The 2,089-nt window shown below is 57.2% G+C and carries 3 protein-coding genes; all 3 read right to left on the bottom strand.

All coding sequences use genetic code 11. From position 1 onward, the window contains the following. Positions 1–525 (bottom strand): beta family protein (locus AC1DQP_RS19780; RefSeq protein ID WP_478052336.1); only part of this gene is annotated, 525 nt, incomplete at its 3' end. A gap of 587 nt (positions 526–1,112) precedes the next feature. After that, positions 1,113–1,382 carry a hypothetical protein gene (locus tag AC1DQP_RS19775; RefSeq protein ID WP_478052335.1) on the bottom strand — a complete coding sequence of 90 codons (270 nt, stop codon included), beginning with the start codon at positions 1,380–1,382 and terminating at the stop codon, positions 1,113–1,115. A 233-nt stretch (positions 1,383–1,615) separates the two neighbouring features. Beyond that, positions 1,616–2,089, bottom strand: a 474-nt coding sequence (locus AC1DQP_RS19770) for a hypothetical protein (RefSeq protein ID WP_478052334.1), incomplete at its 5' end; no start/stop codon positions are given.

The following is a 2,089-nucleotide window of genomic DNA, read 5'->3' as shown; positions in this document are numbered from 1 at the left end:
CGCCAGCACCGGTCGGTTTGCAGCAGAGATCGCCGGTGTCTGGCCCAAGTCGACGATGAGTCGCTCCACCCGTTGTCGTAGTCCGGGGACTTCAAGGGCGGCCTTAACAATTGGGATTGCGTCTGGCGCATCGCCTGGCTCAGCCAGGCGCAGACGAAGGGCAATCTTCCTGTTCCCTAGGGATGGCCCAATGGCCGGGAAGTCCTTTGCCGCGGTGACGGGGTTGAGGACCGGCGTGACCAGCTTGCCTGAGCCGCCTACCACCTTTAAGAACTCGTTGAGTTCCTTGATGCGGCTGGCATTGAGGTCGCCATCCGGATTGGAGTAATCAATCAGCGCTGGCTGCTTCCATACATCAGCATAGGATTCGAGCATGGATGCGTGCTGCCCAGGCAAGCGAACCTCGATGCACGGCAGGGTTCGCCCCACCACTGGAGCAACCAGCTCGGACAATGCGCGCTGCTCGAATTTCTGCCACTTGATGATCGGAACATATTGCGGATGCGTGTCGAATCGAGCCGCCATGGCCCCCTCCTTGGCAGTTAATATGTCCTGGCGAGCCATTGGTGGACATCGCCAGCAATATCACTCCTGAAGGAAACTCCCTCCATGGAGTAGCCCAGATACTCTTAGGGTTTTGAGAAAGAGTCAAATCACCCGACCCAAAGACCGAGCGCCATTTCATTTAGACAAATGCCGGCTTCTCTCCATGCTCTTCAGCTGGCAAGCCCGTAACCCCGCACCGGTGCCCAATGCAATTGACACGGAGTGTGTGATGTCCGCAGCGGTACGCCACCGCCCAAAAATTTTAGGCTGGAAGCCGTAAGCCGCAGCAGTGGTACGCCGTTGGTTGCTCCGGCGGGGGGGGTGACGAACGTCTGCGGGGACGGATCATGCCTGGGCAACGGGAGTCGGCCTCAAATTATTGCGTCAAGTACTGAGGGCGCAGTTCTGTGATAAGTAGCTCCTGATCCCTAAACGTTTTGGGTCAGGACAGGCATCGGCAACCATCCACCGCAAGCAGCGTGCTTGGAGGCCAATCCGTCTTGAGCCAGGTTGTAGTAATCACAGGTCGCCAGGCGCTGGTGTATCCAGCGCCTGAGTACCCACCATCATTGGCTCTGTGGCGACACCTCCTTCGTCAGGATGGGAGGTCGACGGAACTCGATGCGGATGTCCAGGCATCCGGACTGCTGATAGTCCGTAATCTTGAGGATGTGCCCGTCCTTCAAGGCTTGCTGGGCAAGCGCGAGAAGCGTTTGGTGCTCTGAGGCGTCCTTGCATGCTACCAGGACGGTGTCCTGCCTGAAGCATGTTGCACTCAATTGTTTGATGGATGTTGCTGCCGCTGCTGCGGTCTCAAGGTTGCTATTTGATTTCATAGGTTTCTCCTGTTCGAATTCAAAGCCGATGTGCTGGCCTCAATATTTAGGGGAGAATTATTTTTCTGTAACAACTCTGCTGCTATCGGCTGGATCAGTTGTCATACGACCGACATCCCAGTCCGAGAGGACAGTCGCTTGCAAACCCGAACCTCCTGCCGGCGGGCCTCGCTTCGAGATGCACTCATTGAGTGCATCTGGGTGAAGCGGGTTCAATCTGATCCCTCTATGTATCACCGGTCGTGCTCGTCATCTTCTCGACTTCCGAGTGTCGGCCCACGCCAGACACTGCGATCCTCACGATGAGCAGGGGATTGGGCACGTTCTTGAAGAGGTTCCAGAAGTTGCTCCAGCGAAGAGCTCGTCCGGATCTTGAAGCTATCGTCGCTTTTGGCCACGGCAAGCCAGGTCGCATCCCTTCCACCTCCGCCTTGCTTGCGATACGAGGCCAGCTTGCGCAGGTACGCCTCAAGATCACCGGGCGGCAGGCCAATCTTCTTCTTGGCTTCTGGAGATTTGTCGCCGACCAGACCCACGAGGCCCAGGATCAGGCGATGGCACTCCATCTCAACCTTGGACTTACCCARGCCCAACGCGGATGCATAGGCCACAGCGAACAGATCGATTCCATCGGACGTTGACCGGCTGAAACACAACATGTGGGCCCTGCGGGAGGCGACCTTCAGCAGCGTGTCACTATCAAAGGC

It is taken from the genome of Stenotrophomonas sp. P5_A8 (genome assembly GCF_056400545.1).
Note: the sequence above shows the minus strand (reverse complement) of the source record. Positions and strands in the feature narration are given on the sequence as shown.